The organism is Arthrobacter sp. 24S4-2, assembly GCF_005280255.1.
Classification (GTDB): Bacteria; Actinomycetota; Actinomycetes; order Actinomycetales; family Micrococcaceae; genus Arthrobacter.
Map to the genome: position 1 here is coordinate 3,758,924 of NZ_CP040018.1, position 15,521 is coordinate 3,774,444.

Here is a 15,521-nt window from a genome sequence, read left to right on the forward strand (position 1 = left end):
CGACGCCGCGGGGGTTCCCTAGCGTCGGACGATTGACCTCAAGAGCCTCAATGCTACCGACAGTGATGCCATATCGTCCGCTTCGAGCGCGTTGACCTCGTCAAACATGCTCTTGGCCCGGCCAAGCTGCTCGGCATTCTGCCCCTCCCAGGCCCGGAGCCTGTCCTCCGCGGACATATCGGACGGCGTCGTCTCAAGGACCGCAGTGGTCATGTCCGAAATCGTCGAATACAGATCGTCCCGCAGCGCCGCCCGGGCAAGTGCCTGCCAGCGGTCACGGCGCGGAAGTTTGGTGATCCGTTCGAGGAGGGAATCCGCATGGAACCGGTCAAATACCGTGTAGTACACGTGGGCGATGCCTTCCACGGGCTCCGGATTCACACGGGCGATTTTCGCGATGTCCAGCAGCACGAAGCTTTCGAACAGCTCGGCCCAGCGGTGGGCAAGATCCTCCGGAAGTTCCCAGCTACGGGCCTTCTCGAGCCATGCTGCCACGCGGGCACGGTCGTCTCCGCGCAGGTAGTCAAGGAGGCGGGCACGCATCGGGTCCATCAGCGGCTTGAATTCGCCCACAATCTCGGCGATGGGCCGGGAGCCACTGCCTTGGCTAAGAACCCAGCGGACAGCACGGTCCAGGAGCCGTCGGATGTCCAGGTGGACTGTGCTCCAGTGCTCCGTGGGGAAGGACGCAGGCAGTTCGTTGAGCTCGCCCACCATGACGTCAAGCTCGTAGATTTCGCGGAGGGCAACGAAGGCCTTGGCCACCGCGGCTTCGTTGGCTGAGGTCTCTTCGATGGTGCGGAACGCGAACGTGATGCCGCCCAGGTTGATCATGTCGTTCGCCACAACGGTAGCGATGATCTCGCGCCGCAGCGGATGTGTGTCCAGCTCGGCATCGAACTTCTCCCGAAGCTGCTTGGGAAAGTAGGACCGGAGCGTTTGCCTGAACCACGGGTCCTCGGCGAGGTCGCTCTCGCGCAGTGCTGTTGCGAGTTCGATCTTCGCGTAGGCCGCCAGCACAGAGAGCTCCGGCGAGGTCAGCCCCTGTCCCTGTTCCAACCTCTCGCGGAGGGTCGCCGTCGTCGGCAGTGCCTCCAGGTCGCGCTTGAGATCGGCAGATTTCTCCAGCCAGTCCATGAGCCGTTCGTAGCTGGGGCTCCACTCCGCAACGCGGATTCGGTCGTTGAGGAGCAGGATGTTCTGGTCAATGTTGTCTTCCAGCACGAGCCGCCCGACTTCATCCGTCATGGATGCCAGGAAGTCTGCCCGTTCGGCGGACTCGAGCTTGCCGGCAGAGACCATCCGGTCAACAAAGATCTTGATGTTGACTTCATGGTCCGAGCAGTCGACACCGGCGGAATTGTCGATGGCGTCCGTGTTCAGGATGACTCCCTGCAGTGCGGCCTCGATGCGTCCGCGCTGGGTCATGCCAAGGTTTCCGCCTTCTCCGACCACCTTGACGCGAAGGTCGCGGCCGTCAACGCGGATTGCGTCGTTGGCCTTATCCCCTACTTCTGCGTGCGTTTCGGTGCTTGCCTTGACGTAGGTACCGATGCCGCCGTTGTAGAGCAGGTCCGCGGGCGCCAACAGAATCGCACGCAGGAGCTCGGGCGGGCTCAGTTCGGAAGTGCCGTCCGGCAGTCCAAGCGCAGTCCGCACCTGGTCAGAGACAGGAATGGACTTTGCCTGCCGCCCGAAGACGCCGCCGCCCTCGCTGATGAGGGACTTGTCGTAGTCATCCCAAGAGGACCGCGGCAGGTCGAAGAGCCGTTGACGCTCTGCGTAGGACAGAGCCTCGTCCGGATTCGGATCCAGGAAAATGTGGCGGTGGTCAAACGCCGCGAGCAGCCGGATGTGCTTGGAAAGCAGCATGCCGTTGCCGAAAACGTCGCCGGACATGTCGCCGACGCCCACCACGGTGAACGGCTCCGACTGCGTATCGAGATCCAGTTCGCTGAAGTGGCGCTTGACCGACTCCCACGCGCCGCGGGCCGTGATGCCCATGGCCTTGTGGTCGTAGCCCACCGAGCCTCCCGAGGCAAAGGCATCGCCCAGCCAGAAGCCGTATTCATCCGACAGCCCGTTGGCAATGTCCGAGAACGTCGCCGTTCCCTTGTCTGCCGCAACAACCAGGTAGGAGTCGTTGTCGTCGTGGCGGACGACGTCGGCTGGCGGCACCACCGCTTCCCCGTCAGGGGTTGTGATCAGGTTGTCCGTAACGTCGAGCAGGCCGCGGATGAACGTCTTGTAGCTTTCCACGCCCTCCGCCATCCATGCCGCCCGGTCAGCGGCGGGGTCCGGGAGCTGCTTGGCGAAGAATCCGCCCTTGGCGCCCGTGGGCACAATGACGGCATTCTTGACTGTCTGTGCCTTAACAAGGCCGAGGATTTCCGTTCGGAAGTCCTCACGCCGGTCGGACCAGCGCAGCCCGCCGCGGGCTACCTTGCCGAAGCGCAGGTGCACGCCTTCCACCCGGGGCGAGTACACCCAGATTTCAAACATGGGACGAGGGAACGGCAGGCCCTCAATGGCGGACGGATTCAGTTTGAAGCTCAGGTACGGCTTCTGCTGGTAGAAGTTGGTCCGCAACGTGGCCTCGATGAGGTTCGCGAACGTCCGGAGCACCCGGTCGGCATCGAGGGTGGCCACCTGTTCAATGGCCGCCGCCAGCCCGGCACGGACTGGCACCTGCCGCTCCGCCCGGACATCGTCCCCGAGGGCGGGGTCAAAGCGCGCCTCGAACAGGGCACTGAGCGCACGTGCCACGTCGGGATTGGCCAGCAGCGTGTCCGCAATGAAGCCGAACGAATTCGTGTTGCCCATCTGGCGCATGTATTTGGCATAGGCGCGCAGGACCACGATCTGGCTCCAGTGCATGCCCTCGCGCAGGACGAGCCGGTCAAAGCTGTCAGATTCCACGGCACCGGAAACGGCGGCGCCAAAGGCTTCCGCAAGCAGCTGGCCCGTTGCTAGAGGGCCACACCGGCGGGGTACTTCAGGCCCAGGTCGTAGAGGAAGAAGTCCCGCTTGTCCGAAGTCTCGATTTCGAAGGGCCGTTCATCGAGCACTTCCAGGCCCAGGTTGTGGAAGTACGGCAGGATCTGGCTCAGGCTCTTGGGCTCCAGCATGTAGAGCTTGACACGGGCGTCCTCTTCAAGGGTGGCTCCGGCCCCTTCGGGAAGGTAGACGTGGACGCCGGGCCGCTCTGGCCGGCCCTTTTCGGCCAGCTCAGCAGCCGATCCGTACTTCTCGAAGCGGGCAATGTCCGTCAGGGCATCCTCCACCTCGTAGTCCACGCGGTAGCTGGCCGGAAAGGCTTCGGCCCAGGCGGCGGCCTTTCCCTTGTTGTCGTCGTCGGCGGAGCTGGCACGGAGAACTTCCGTGATGCCCTCGCTCCACGAACGCGCAGCCCTGACGAGCCTCTTCTCCAGCTCTTCGGCGTTGATGTCACTCACGTCCGCGTCCTTCGGCAGGCGGATGCGGAAGAAAAGCCTGGCCAGTGCGGATTCGGTCATCCGGGCTTCGTAGTCAATGGAGACGGCGTGGAAGGTTTCGCGCAGTTCCTGCTCGATGCGGAGGCGAACGTTTGTTGTGTAGCGGTCACGGGGAAGATACACGAGGGCGGACATGAAGCGGCCATAAATGTCCGGCCTCAGGAAGAGGCGGGTCCGGCGCCGTTCCTGCAGCCTCTGAATTCCCGTCGCAGTCGCCGCCAGGTCGGAAACCTCGATCTGGAACAGCTCATCACGCGGGTAGGTTTCGAGGATGCCCAGGAGGTCCTTCCCTGAGTGGGAGTGGGGCGGGAAGCCGGCTTTGCGCAGGACAGCTTCAACCTTCTCGCGGACAATCGGAATATTCCGGACGGAGCCGGCGTATGCGCTGGTGGCAAAAAGGCCAATGAACCGCTGCTCGCCGCTGACGTTCCCGGCGGCATCGAAGCTCTTGACCCCGATGTAGTCGAGGTAGGCGGGGCGGTGGACCGTGGAACGGGAATTTGCCTTGGTGATGACCAGGGCGCGCTTTTCACGTGCCTTCTTCCGGCCGGCAACGGTGAGGTGCTGGACATGGTGGCCGTCTGCGCCGCTGCGGAGCAGGCCGAGGCCACTTTCTTCCCGCAGCTCCAGGACGTCCTCGCCGGACTCATTGACAAGGTCGTATTCCCGGTAGCCGAGGAACGTGAAGTTGCCGTCGTCCAGCCAGCGGAGCAGATCCTGGGCCTGGCGCAGTTCCTCGATCTGCGAGGGATTGGCTACCTTGTCCAGGTCCTGTGCGATCTGGATCGCCTTGTTGCGCATTTTCGGCCAGTCTTCGACGGCCGCCCGGACGTCGCCGAGCACACGTTCAATGCCTTCGAGCAGACGTTCACGCATTTCTTCGCCGGCAAGGTCAATTTCGACGGCGATCCAGGACTCCATGTGGGAGGCATTGTCGCCCTGCGCGATCAGGTGTGAGAGGCTCGGCATGGCGGCGGTGTCACCGCTGGAAATGCCAACGCTGGAGGGGACCCTGTCCACCTTTGTCAGCCGGCCGGTTTCCCGGTTGCGCGTCACCACGAAGAGCGGGTGGAGGACCAGGTGAATGGCAGAATTCTGGCGGACAAGCTCCGCGTTGACGGAATCCACCAGAAATGGCATGTCGTCCGTCACGATGTAAACGACGCTCTTGTCAGCTTCGCCCACGATCCTGATGTTGGCAGTGCCCGGCGCCCGCATGCCGGCGACCTCCCGGTGGGTTTCAGCGCGGGCTGCAAGAATCTCCGGCGAGTAGGCCCGGAAATCTTCCTCCGCAAGGTGCTCGTAGTAGTCTCCGAAGTACCCTTCTCGTGCTCCGAGCAAAACGGACTGATCCTCCACGCTGGACCCAGACGACATCGACAAACGCCTCCATCACAAGTTCATTGCTGCCTCTTTGCAGCCCTTATGGCGAGCCTAACTCTTTAGCCGACGCTTCGCTGTGGAAGAAAAGACAGATGATCTGCGTTTTTGCTGGACAGGTGCACAAACTAATTGTGCGATGGCCAGGCGCAGTCCCGATTCCGGCGCTGTCTCCAGCAGGAGGGATCCGGACAACAGGGCGGAGTCAGTCGCTGCACCATCCGAGGGGAGGAACGCGCTGACGGCTTCGGCGGGGCCATACCGCTCCCAGGCCTCTCTGAGCTGGCGCTCCGGGGATCTGCCCACGGCCGCTGACCGCACTTTGTTGAGGATCACCTTTGGCGCGGCGTGCGGCACTGCCGCCTGCAGTTCGGCGAGGCCACGGACAAGGCGGGGCACTCCGATGGAGTCGGCGGCACCAACGGCATAGATAGTGTCGGCCAGTTCAAGGCTCCGCAGGGTCGCTGCGTTCCTCCGCGGGGCGACGGTGTCAAAACTGAGTTCCTCGTCCGCCTCGAGACAGAAGCCCGTGTCCACGACTACGTAGTCCGCGACGTCCCGGGCTTTTTCAAACACCACTCCGAGCGCGGAAGCGCGCAGTTCCGTCCAGCGGTCCGCCCTGGTGATCCCTGTTAGGACCCTGAGGGATCCGGACTTCAGCGCAACGGGTGTTGCCACCTTCAACAGGCCTCCAGCGTCCAGCTGGCCCAGGTCAGCCAGCCTGCAGGCCTGGGCCAGCCCCGCGGATTCGTCCAGCAGGCCGAGCAGGCCGGCGATGCTCGCGCCGTAACTGTCAGCATCGATCAGAAGCACTGAACTGCCGGCCGAGGCCAGTTCCCCTGCCATGTTGGCCGCCACCAGCGTCCGGCCGGGAGCCCCGGCGGGCCCCCAGACAGCAATGATCTGTCCGGCACCGGACGGCTCCGGCGCGGAGGCATCATCGGCGCCCGGCAGGGTCCGGATGGCAGCGCCGGTGTCCGCGAAACCGCTGTCCGCGGCCGGTCCCGGCCCGGGGCGCGACCACAGGGCCACCGCGTCCGAAATCCGGCCGGCCAGCGCAGCCGAATCCACCCCCGTCAGCGCAGCCGTGACGCCGATCGCCTTCAGTCTGGCGGTTTCCTCGGCACTGTCGGTCAAAGCAATGATCACGACGCCGACAGCTCCGAGCCGGTCCACGAGCGAGGACGTCAGTTCCTCACTCCCTTCGGCCACGACGGCTGCCCGCGCGAGCCCGCTCTGGCAGGCGGCCAGCAGTTCGGCAAGCTCCGCGCATCGCCTGACGACAGTGACCGGTCCATGCAGTCGTTCCAGGCCGCCGACGAGGTCCTCCCTGGACTGGCCGACGGTCACCACCGAAATGCTCACCGGGTTCCACCGCCCGGGTTCCAGACAACGGAAATCCTGGCCTTGTTCGCCTGGGCTCCCAGCAGCTTGGGCATCTGTTCATCAGTAACAAGAACAAGCACCACAGTGGACCGGGAGGAACCGAGCGTGGTTGACCCCGGCGTGACCTCAGCAATCTCGGCACCGGGCAGGAGCAGCTTCGGCTCACTGAACCCGTTGCGGGCATCGGGCAGCGCAACCCAGGCGTCCACGCGGGAACCGGCGGCGGCCTGCTCCGGCAGGGCCTCGTCAATGGTGATGGCCACCGGCTTACGGTTGAGGGCGTCGGCCTTACCGAGGCTTTCCTTCGGCACAAGCTGGTCGGGCCCGATGCGCTGCAAGGCGACCAGCCCTTCCGGGAGACCCGATTCAGCCGTGAGATAGTGGGACTCCAGGTCGCCCAGCCTGACCTTCACGCGGTTGACGTTGCCTGCCGTGACTTTCTCCCCGACAGCGATCGGCTCTTTCGCCGCATAGATTTCGGCGGTCCGGTCCGCCGCTCCGAGCAATGACACAACGCCGGCTACGGAGGCGAGCACCAATAGTAGTCCCAGCAGGAGCCGGGGGTCCTTCCAGGACGGCTTCTTCAGCCTGACCGCCGCAGCCGTCGTATTTGCACTCATGCGTTTTGCTCCCCCCATTGGCGCCGCCCGGGCTGCTTCTTGCGCCGGACTCCCTCATTGTTACGGCAAACCCGCCGGATCGAAAGTCACAGTGCCAAACAGCACCAAACTGTGGATAACCACATCAGATGGCATCACTGGTGGCAAAATAGAGTTATGCCCCGATTCCTGACCCTCGCAGACGTAGCGGAACAGCTGCAGATCAATTCCCCGGCAGCCTATGCCCTCGTGCGCAGCGGCGAACTCAAAGCCATCCAGGTGGGCGGCCGGGGACAGTGGCGCGTGGAAGAAAAGATGCTCGAGCAGTACATCGAAGAGCGCTATGCGGAGGCAGACCGCATGATCCAGGAATCCAGGTCGAAGTCCGTCTGACTCTCATAGCCCAGCGCCGCGCATGGACCTGAGTGCCCCCAACGACGAAAAGGGCACCGAAGCTACCTGGCTTACATTGGCCGCGCGTCGGGGCTCCCCGGGCCTGGTTACGGCCAAATCAAAATAGTCGCGCCCCACGCGGTCAATGACACCGCTAAGCCCCGCCCCCTCGAACGGCCCTCCGGTCAGGTACACAGTGAGGGCCGCCCGGTCGCGCGCCAGGCCGCGGAGGGCGCTGGCCAGTCCGAGTTTGCGCCTCACCGCTGACGGCTCCGACAGGGAATGCCTTCCCAGGCCTTCATACCGCGACACCGCCGCGTAGGGAATCAGCACCTGATACTGCCGATCATTGAGCACAAGGCTCTCTCCTCCGACATGGCCCAAGGCTCCGCTGAAGACCGGACCCGGCCTCAGGTGGACCACGACGCGGAGGCCGAGGGATCCCCTTAGCCTGTCCTCCAACTCCACGCCCGCCACGTCGGTCCGGGACCGTTCGGTAATTTCCGACTCGAGCTGCAGCCGGTCGCCGGCTGACAGCTGAGCTTCCATGTCGTCAAACAGTGCATCCCATCGCATTGCGCCAATGTAGGCCCCGCCCGGTTCGGAGGTCAATTCCGCCCATCGAGCGAAGAATAGGAACTGACAATAAAAGACAAACGACTAGACAAAAGTCGAATGATGGGTTCAAACTATCTTTAGCTACATCAAACTGCATCAAACAGCATCAATGACTGATTGGGGATGTGCGTTATGGAGGCTTCGCGGACGATGCGCACCAGCACAGACGCAGCACTGGCTGCGGTGATTCTGCTGCTGGGCATCTTTCTCGCGGCCACGGGGAGCTGGTTGCTGGAGCACTGGCAGCTATCATCCGCGCGGGGCCAGTCACTCGCTTTCGAGGACCTGCTGGGGCTGGTCGCCAACACTTCGGGCCTCATCGTGGTGGCCTGGTGGTTGCTTTCACTGCTGATAGCTTTTGCCTCGGCCGCCTTGGCGCGAGCCGGCAACGAGCGGGCCGCGGACATCACTGGAAGATTCAGCCCGGCCTTTATGCGCCGGCTGGCCCTGGCCGCCGTCGGTTTGCAGCTGCTGGGGGCACCGCTGGCCCAGGCGGCAGCCGATCCCGCGGATCCGGCGTGGAGTCCAACCTCCAGTTCCGTGGTGTCGATGTCAATGGCACCGTCCGATAAGGACGTCACGGCGGCAGAGAGTGCGGTAAAAAATCAAGCATCTGGTCCCCTGGCCCCAGCCGGTAAACCGAAAGCCCCGCCAGCTGGCGAGGACACGGACCCGCGGTGGAAACCGAACGCCCCCGTCGTCGATCCCGGGCCGCTGGCGGCACAACCCGTCAGGTCTGCCCGCCAGCAGCCCGCCACAGAAGCCGGACACGTGACAGTCAGAGCCGGGGAGTCGCTGTGGAGCATCGCCGCCCGGGAACTGGGCGGCTCCGCCGCATCGGACGTGGACGTCGCCTTGGAGTGGCCGCGTTGGTACCAGGCCAACAGGACGGTCATTGGGGACAACCCGGATCTCCTGCTTCCAGGCCAGGTCCTGCGGCCTCCCGTGAAGCCTTAGGCACCTAATCAACGAGCAGTTTCAGATATCCGCCATCAAACAGAGGAAACGCCATGAGCGCACTGCATCTGGTCCCGGCTGCCCCGCAGTCAGTTCGCCCCGGTTCAGGGGTCACACCCGCCCGCAGACTGACCGCGGTTCCCGAGACACCCGGCAGTCCCCCGGCTGGCCCCACCCAACCGGACGCGCACGAGAAGCCACTGAGGGCGGTGGGTGAGAAGGGCGAGGTCTGCGCGATCACCCGCGGTACGGTGCAGGCCGCCATCGAGGTGCTGGCCGGAACCCGCCCGATCCACCAACTGGCCCGGCGGCTCGATCAACGGTGCCTGGCCTCGCTGCAGCACCGCGCTGCCCTGACACGCCGGCTCGCCTCCGGATCGTCGCCAACGGCCGGGCGCCTGCACCGCAGTCCAGCGGTCCGGTCGGTGCGCGCCTGTGAAGTCGCGGCAGGGATCTATGAAGCAAGCGCGGTGGTGGTCGATGAGTTGAGGGTCCGCGCGGTCGCGGTGAGGCTCGAGCGCAGCAACCAGGTCTGGCGGGTCACAGCGCTGGAGATCGGCTGACGCAGCTTGGGTCGACGCAGCCTACAAGACCCGGAAACCGTGACCGGGCGGATACGGGTGAGGACCGGAACAGCTGTTCCGGTCCTCACTACTGTTTTGTGGGCCTGCTGCCGAGGCAGCTGGCCCCCAGACAGTACCTAGCGCTTCTTCTTTTTGGCTGCCGTCTTCCGGGCGCCCTCCTGGGCAGCCTTCGCCGGATTTCCCGACCGTCCCGCCGACTTGCCTTCCACCCGCGTCTGGCTGGCGCCATCCTCGCCCGGTGCGGTGTACTGCAGCTGGGCGGGCTTCTCCGGAGCTTCCAGGCCGGCCGCGCGGATCTGCGGTTCATGGTGCTCCAGGTGTTCCCCGGCCCCGTCGGCGACTACGACGTCCTCTGCGGGGGTCACCTCGACCTCAAGGTTGAACAGGAAGCCCACGCTTTCTTCCCTGATGGCCTCCATCATGGCCTGGAACATGATGAACCCCTCGCGCTGGTATTCCACGAGCGGATCGCGCTGGGCCATGGCACGGAGGCCGATGCCTTCCTTCAAATAATCCATCTCGTAGAGATGTTCCTGCCACTTCCGGCCGATTACGGAGAGCACAACACGGCGTTCCAGTTCACGCATGCTCTCCGCCCCGATGGCCTCTTCGCGGGCCTGGTAAACCAGGCGGGCATCGGAGAGAATCTCCTCTTTGAGGAAATCGACTGTGATGCGCGACTTGCCGCCGGCCTCATCAATGACGTCATGCGAAGTGATGCTGACGGGGTAGAGCGTCTTGAGGTTCGTCCAGAGCTGGTTGAAATCCCAGTCGTCCCCGGTACCTTCGGCGGTTGCTTCGTCGATGAGGGCGGTAATGGTGTCTTCGAGGAAGTACTGCACCTTCTCGTGCAGGTCATCACCCTCGAGAATGCGGCGGCGGTCGCCGTAGATGGCTTCACGTTGCCGGTTGAGGACGTCGTCGTATTTCAGAACATTCTTGCGCTGCTCGGCGTTGCGGCCTTCAACCTGGCCCTGCGCGGAGGCAATCGCCCGGGACACCAGCTTTGATTCCAGTGCCACGTCGTCCGGAACGGAGCTGTTCATCAGCCGCTCGGCCGCTCCAGAATTAAACAGACGCATCAGGTCATCTGTCAGGGACAGGTAGAACCGCGATTCGCCGGGGTCGCCCTGTCGTCCGGAACGGCCGCGGAGCTGGTTGTCGATGCGGCGGGACTCGTGGCGTTCCGTGCCAAGCACGTACAGTCCGCCGAGGTTCAGCACTTCCTCGTGTTCGTCCTTAACAGCCTGCTTGGCTGCTTCGAGCGCGGCAGGCCAGGCGGCCTCGTACTCTTCCGAGTTCTCCTCCGGGTCCAGCCCCTTGGCGGCCAACTCGGCGACGGCCGTGAACTCGGCGTTTCCGCCCAGCATGATGTCGGTGCCGCGGCCGGCCATGTTGGTGGCAACGGTCACTGCGCCCTTGCGGCCAGCCTGCGCCACAATGGCAGCTTCACGGGCGTGGTTCTTGGCATTCAGGACCTCGTGCCGGATACCCTCCTTTGCCAGCAACCGGGAGAGGTATTCGCTCTTCTCGACGCTGGTGGTACCCACCAGCACGGGCTGGCCCTTTTCGTGCCGCTCGGCGATGTCCTTGACGACGGCGTCGAACTTGACTGCCTCGTTCTTGTAAACGAGGTCCGACTGGTCGAGGCGCTGCATATCGCGGTTGGTGGGGATGGCCACCACTCCGAGCTTGTACGTGCTCATGAACTCCGCGGCTTCGGTCTCGGCGGTGCCGGTCATGCCTGAAAGCTTTTCGTACATGCGGAAGTAGTTCTGCAGCGTGACGGTCGCCAGGGTCTGGTTCTCCGCCTTGATTTCGACGCCTTCCTTGGCCTCGATCGCCTGGTGCATTCCCTCGTTGTAACGCCGGCCGGCCAGGATGCGGCCGGTGTGCTCATCGACAATCAGCACCTCGCCGTCGAGAATGACGTAGTCCTTGTCCCGCTTGAAGAGTTCCTTGGCCTTGATGGCGTTATTCAGGAAACCGATCAGCGGCGTGTTGGCGGACTCGTAAAGATTGTGGATGCCGAGGTAGTCCTCGACCTTTTCAATACCGGCTTCCAGGACACCGACGGTCCGCTTCTTCTCATCGACTTCGTAGTCGTGGTCGGGCTGGAGGCGGAGGACCACCTTGGCGAACTCGCTGTACCAGCGGTTGGTGTCGCCCTGGGCGGGACCCGAAATGATCAACGGCGTACGGGCCTCGTCGATCAGGATCGAGTCAACCTCATCAACGACTGCGAAGTGGTGGCCGCGCTGGACCAGCTCGGACTTGTCCCATGCCATGTTGTCGCGCAGGTAGTCGAAGCCGAATTCATTGTTCGTGCCGTACGTGATGTCCGCGGCGTACTGCTCGCGGCGGACGGCGGGGTCCTGGTTGGACAGGATGCAGCCGCTGCTCAGGCCGAGGAAGCGGTAGACGCGGCCCATAAGGTCGGACTGGTATTCCGCGAGGTAGTCGTTCACGGTGATCACATGGACACCGTTGCCTGCGAGGGCATTGAGGTAGGCCGGAGCGGTGGCCACGAGAGTCTTGCCTTCACCGGTCTTCATTTCGGCGATGTTGCCCAGGTGCAGGGCGGCGCCGCCCATCATCTGAACGTCGAAGTGGCGCATTCCGAGGGTCCGTGAGGAGGCTTCACGCACGGCGGCAAAGGCCTCCGGCAGGAGGTCATCCAGCTTCTCGCCGTCCTGGTGGCGTTCCCGGAGCCGGTCGGTTTCTTCGCGCAGTTCGGCGTCCGTGAAGGTCTTGAAAGAGCTCTCCAGGGCATTGATGGAATCGGCATAGTTCCTCAACTGCCTCAGGGTTTTTTTGTCACCCGTACGGAGAAGTTTTTCGATAAGTGATGCCACGTGAAGTTGCTCCCAGTCTCAAGCTGCCGAATTCTGGCGTGTTCAGTCTACGGGAGAGACGCATGGCACGTTACGCCTGTTCCCTAAGAGCGGATACACCTGTTCCGGCGGCCGAGACGGCCTCGGCGAGTGCCGGCGCCAGGTCCCCCACCGGCGAGACGACCACTCCGTCAAGGTCCAGCCAGTCGGCCATGAGGCGAAGCTCCGCGGCGAGTTCGATGGCGGTATCCGCCGGCGCACCGGGCTCGGCATGCGCTGCCCGTGCCAGGAGTTGCCCGCCTGCCCGGTCGGCCTTCAGATCGATTCTCGCCACGATTCCGTCCCGCAGCAGGAACGGAAGGACGTAGTAGCCGAAACGCCGTTTGGCTTCCGGCGTGTAGATCTCAAGCCTGAAGTGGAAGCCGAAAAGCTCCTCCAGCCGCCGTCGTTCGAACACCAACGAGTCAAAGGGGCTTAGCAGCGCCCGCCCGGTGGCCGAACGCGGCAGCCTGGCATCGACATGCCGGAAGAGCGGCCTGTCCCAGCCCCGCACGGTGACCGGCTCAAGCGTGCCGCGGTCCACAAGGTGCTGAACGGCAACGGCGGCGGCACGCAGCGGCGTCCTGAAGTAGTCGGCGAAGCAGCGGACCGTGCCGATGCCATGTGCACTCGCGGCGGCTTCGATAAGCCTGTCCATCGCAGCAGCAGGGTCGGAGTTCTCCCCTCCCCCGGCGTCAACCGTGGAAAGAATTCTGGCAGTAAGCGTGTAGCGGCGTTCGAACTGTTCGGTCCTCGAAGACGCGGACACCAGCCCTTCCTCAAAAAGGTGCTCCAGGACCCGTTTGACTGCATTCCAGTTCCAGCCCCAGTTGTCCGTCCGCCGGTCCTCAACGTGGCCGATCCTGACCGTGAGTTCGGCCGCGGTCAGGGGCCTGCCCTTCGCAAGCTCCTCGAGGACCTTAGCGGCCACGCCGCTGCGCAGTTCAGGGTCCATAGCGGATGCGCCGACCCATTTCCGGTTTTGCCACAGCACCAGGTCGGGGAAGTGATCGGGCTTGATGAAGCTGGCTTCATGGGCCCAGTACTCCATCATCCTGCGGGGGTGGCTGGCGGCCATCCGGTTCAAAATGGCACGGTCGTAGTTTCCGAGCCTGGAGAAGAACGGCAGATAGTGGCTGCGCGAGAGAACGTTGACGGAGTCGATCTGGACCAGGTGCAGCCGGGCAAAGGTACGGCCCACCGCCCGTGCAGTTACGGGGCCGGCGGGCCGTCCTTTGTCCAATCCCTGGGCTGCCAGGGCGATCCGCCGGGCCTGGTTAAGGCTCAGCGATGCGCTCATGGGCAGTCCTTTCGTTGGCGGTTCAACACCAGCTTAGGCGCGGGCGGGTTCATCCTCCGAACGGTATGCCAGGATCTTCTCTTCCAGAGGCGCCTCACCCGGTTCACAGGTCTGATCGAGGCTGATGACGCCGTAGGTCCAGCCGTCGCGGCGGTACACCACGGACGGCGCTTTGGTCTCCTTGTCCACAAACAGGTAGAACGAGTGCCCCACGAGCTCCATGTTATCGACGGCGTCGTCGAGCGTGAGGGATGCCGCCGGGAAGACCTTGCGGCGGATCAGGACTGGCGAATCGCCTGCGGGGATGTCGTTGTCGACGTCGTAAGGCGACTTTTCCACTGGCGCCGCCTGCGGCTCCTGGTGGTTGCTGGCCTCGACGTACAAAGGCTCGGTAGCACTTGCCGGTTCGAGGCTGGCTGTCGCCTCGCGGACGGCCTTCGGGGTGTGCCGCCCGTGATGGACCTTTTTGCGGTCCTTAGCCCGGCGCAGGCGCTCAAGAAGCTTGTTGTAAGCAAGATCGAACGCGGCGAACTTGTCGGCAGCACTGGCCTCCGCACGGATGACGGGGCCTCGGCCCAAGACAGTCAGCTCAACCGTGAGCAAATCCGCGGTCTGGCGGGCTTTGGTCTCCTTGGACACCTTCGCGTCCACCCTCTGGACCTTGTCTCCCAGCGAGGCGATCTTTGAGATCTTCTCGTCGGCGTATTCGCGGAAGCGGTCCGAAACCGTCAAATTCCGTCCGCTGATCATGAACTCCATGGTGCCCTCCAAATGACTTCGGTGACACGACGGCGGCACTTCCCGGGGCCGATCTGACTGACAGTCGAGCCCCTTTCCGAGCCGCTATCGACAGGTACAACTGATCTTGGTACCCACAACCGACGTTAGTTCATCGCTACCCGTTATTCACCTTTTCTTCGTTTATTTTTTTCCGAGTCAGGCGTCCATCCGCGCCGCGGCGCCTCCGGCGCCAGGAGGATCCGCGGCGGCGGGCGGGCGTGTCGCAGCCAGTACCACGGCACCCACCACGATTCCTCCCGCGTGACGGATTGCCCGCGCGGCTTCCGCGAGCGTGGCCCCGGTGGTGAGCACGTCATCCACGATGATGCAGGGGTGCCCGCGGATGTCCGGCGCAAGGATCGACGATGTTGCCCGCATCGAGCCGTGGACCCGTTTTGCGCGGTCTCCGCGCCCCAGCCCCTTTTGCCCGCCCGGCCCCATTGAACCGCTCTTCAGTGCACGGAGCTGGTCCGGGACGGCATGGACAGCGAGTGTCCCCGCTGCGACCGCTCCGCTCTTGCGAAGGACATCGGCAACCCGGCCGGCTCCGAGCCGTCCACCGCGCCCAAGGTTCCTCAGCATGAGATGCACCGGGCTGAAGCCGCGCTTCCTAAACGCGCTGTTGGTGGTGGGAACCGGGACCAGGAAGAATCCCGGGATGTTCCCTGCCGCGGCCTGGATGGCCCGTCCCAGGCCCCGGGACAGGACCGATTCGAGCTGGCCCTGGCCGTGTTTCTTGAACGACAGCAAGGCCTGCGCGAGTTCCTCCCGGTAAACACCGGCGGCCACCACTGGCAGGATGACCGAACCGTCAACGTCCATTAGCGCGGGAGCTTCGCCTTCGGCCCTGAAAGGTTCCATGGTCAGGACACGCACCGCCCGCTCGCACGCACCGCACAGGGAGAAATCCTCCGTCCCGCAACAGACGCACTCCACCGGGCAGGCCAGCGCCAGTAACTCGCGCCCCGCGCCCACTGAACGGTCTGCTGCCCTGGGCCACCACTGTGCGTAGTCGCTGCGATGCTTTGCCGGAGTCGGGGCGGGCGGCTTAAGGTCCGGGTCGGGGAGTTTGATCACGCTCTAAGGCTGGAGCTCCGGAATCACTGGCAAAAGGGGGTGCCGGGCCTATGTGGACTGCCGGCCCTTGTGGATATTGT

At 64.0% G+C, this 15,521-nt stretch carries 10 protein-coding genes and 1 pseudogene; 3 read left to right on the forward strand and 8 right to left on the reverse strand.

Annotation, left to right across the window (positions count from 1 at the left end; genetic code table 11):
* Positions 1-18 precede the first annotated feature (18 nt).
* From FCN77_RS17455 to FCN77_RS17465, 3 genes and pseudogenes are all read right to left on the reverse strand, one after another.
* A pseudogene (locus tag FCN77_RS17455) lies at positions 19-4,871 on the reverse strand (NAD-glutamate dehydrogenase).
* 57 nt (positions 4,872-4,928) lie between these two features.
* A complete protein-coding gene (locus FCN77_RS17460; RefSeq protein WP_137323286.1) occupies positions 4,929-6,239 on the reverse strand; it encodes a chromosome partitioning protein in 1,311 nt (436 codons plus the stop codon).
* A complete protein-coding gene (locus FCN77_RS17465; protein WP_137323287.1) occupies positions 6,236-6,880 on the reverse strand; it encodes a hypothetical protein in 645 nt (214 codons plus the stop codon). The genes FCN77_RS17460 and FCN77_RS17465 overlap by 4 nt, the downstream gene beginning before the upstream one ends.
* 156 nt (positions 6,881-7,036) lie before the next feature.
* Here FCN77_RS17465 and FCN77_RS17470 point away from each other — a divergent pair, with 156 nt between their 5' ends.
* On the forward strand, positions 7,037-7,252 hold the full coding sequence (locus FCN77_RS17470) for a helix-turn-helix domain-containing protein (protein ID WP_137323288.1): 216 nt from the start codon (positions 7,037-7,039) through the stop codon (positions 7,250-7,252).
* A 3-nt stretch (positions 7,253-7,255) separates the two neighbouring features.
* On the opposite strand, the gene FCN77_RS17475 is transcribed toward FCN77_RS17470, so the two are convergent.
* Positions 7,256-7,864 carry a hypothetical protein gene (locus FCN77_RS17475; protein WP_368074286.1) on the reverse strand — a complete coding sequence of 203 codons (609 nt, stop codon included), beginning with the start codon at positions 7,862-7,864 and terminating at the stop codon, positions 7,256-7,258.
* Between the two features lie 156 nt (positions 7,865-8,020).
* Between FCN77_RS17475 and FCN77_RS17480 the strand changes: the two genes are divergently transcribed.
* Both FCN77_RS17480 and FCN77_RS27035 read left to right on the forward strand, forming a co-directional pair.
* Positions 8,021-8,827 carry a LysM peptidoglycan-binding domain-containing protein gene (locus FCN77_RS17480; protein ID WP_137323290.1) on the forward strand — a complete coding sequence of 269 codons (807 nt, stop codon included), beginning with the start codon at positions 8,021-8,023 and terminating at the stop codon, positions 8,825-8,827.
* A 53-nt stretch (positions 8,828-8,880) separates the two neighbouring features.
* A complete protein-coding gene (locus FCN77_RS27035; RefSeq protein ID WP_254678609.1) occupies positions 8,881-9,390 on the forward strand; it encodes an Rv3235 family protein in 510 nt (169 codons plus the stop codon).
* Between the two features lie 137 nt (positions 9,391-9,527).
* Here the strand turns inward: FCN77_RS27035 and secA are convergent, their stop codons facing one another.
* The 4 genes from secA to FCN77_RS17505 form a co-directional block, all read right to left on the reverse strand.
* Positions 9,528-12,266, reverse strand: coding sequence for a preprotein translocase subunit SecA (secA, locus tag FCN77_RS17490; RefSeq protein ID WP_137323291.1), 2,739 nt, complete (start codon positions 12,264-12,266; stop codon positions 9,528-9,530).
* Between the two features lie 70 nt (positions 12,267-12,336).
* The gene (locus FCN77_RS17495) at positions 12,337-13,584 is read right to left on the reverse strand and encodes a winged helix-turn-helix domain-containing protein (protein ID WP_137323292.1); all 1,248 of its coding nucleotides are present in this window, start codon (positions 13,582-13,584) and stop codon (positions 12,337-12,339) included.
* Positions 13,585-13,617: 33 nt separating this feature from the next.
* Positions 13,618-14,343: a ribosome-associated translation inhibitor RaiA gene (gene raiA / locus FCN77_RS17500; RefSeq protein ID WP_137323293.1), complete on the reverse strand. Its 726-nt coding sequence runs from the start codon at positions 14,341-14,343 to the stop codon at positions 13,618-13,620.
* Between the two features lie 177 nt (positions 14,344-14,520).
* Positions 14,521-15,441: a ComF family protein gene (locus tag FCN77_RS17505; protein WP_137323294.1), complete on the reverse strand. Its 921-nt coding sequence runs from the start codon at positions 15,439-15,441 to the stop codon at positions 14,521-14,523.
* Between the last annotated feature and the right edge of the window lie 80 nt (positions 15,442-15,521).

Bases quoted from the DNA above. Each gene is read 5' to 3' on its own strand.
- FCN77_RS17465 (WP_137323287.1), bottom strand. From the start codon at position 6,880: ATGAGTGCAAATACGACGGCTGCGGCGGTCAGGCTGAAGAAGCCGTCC.
- FCN77_RS17470 (WP_137323288.1), top strand. From the start codon at position 7,037: ATGCCCCGATTCCTGACCCTCGCAGACGTAGCGGAACAGCTGCAGATC.
- FCN77_RS17480 (WP_137323290.1), top strand. From the start codon at position 8,021: ATGCGCACCAGCACAGACGCAGCACTGGCTGCGGTGATTCTGCTGCTG.
- FCN77_RS27035 (WP_254678609.1), top strand. From the start codon at position 8,881: ATGAGCGCACTGCATCTGGTCCCGGCTGCCCCGCAGTCAGTTCGCCCC.
- FCN77_RS17495 (WP_137323292.1), bottom strand. From the start codon at position 13,584: ATGAGCGCATCGCTGAGCCTTAACCAGGCCCGGCGGATCGCCCTGGCA.
- raiA (WP_137323293.1), bottom strand. From the start codon at position 14,343: ATGGAGTTCATGATCAGCGGACGGAATTTGACGGTTTCGGACCGCTTC.